This window comes from Rhodococcus sp. R1101 (assembly GCF_000278445.1).
In the GTDB taxonomy this organism is placed as follows: Bacteria; Actinomycetota; Actinomycetes; order Mycobacteriales; family Mycobacteriaceae; genus Rhodococcus; species Rhodococcus gordoniae.
The window spans coordinates 1-410 of record NZ_AJVB01000961.1 but is presented as its reverse complement, the minus strand read 5'-3'; the positions used below and the strand labels follow the sequence as shown (position 1 = coordinate 410).

Sequence of the window (410 nt, the reverse complement as noted above, 5' to 3'; positions counted from 1 at the left end):
GCACGCGCTCGAGCGGCAGTACGACAGCTACGTGGCCGCCCAGGAGCAGCAGACCTCTCCCCTGCCGACCGACGAGAGTCTGCCGACGGGTGAGGAGATCGGAGCGGAGTTCGAGCGGTTCCTCGCCGAATACGACCGGCGCGGCGCCGATGCCGGTGACGATCTCCCCGATCTGCGTGACGTCGAGGGCGACGGCGGGGCGGATGAGCCCGATTCGGACGACGGAGACGATTCCGCGACACGTTGATCCCACGACGGGTCCGCCGGATGTTTCATGATCGTCACAATCGTCGTTGTCGACCTCACATACAGGCGGTACGCTTCGGCGACATGCCACAGTGGTAGTTGTGTCCGGTATCGGCGACAGCCCGGACAACCCGGCTACCACCACGCGATCACCGACGTCGCAG

Annotated in this window: 1 pseudogene; it reads left to right on the top strand. The window is 65.9% G+C overall.

The window, feature by feature from the left end:
- Nucleotides 1–247 (top strand): annotated as a pseudogene (locus R1101_RS29110) (PAC2 family protein); the annotation flags it as partial.
- Between the last annotated feature and the right edge of the window lie 163 nt (nucleotides 248–410).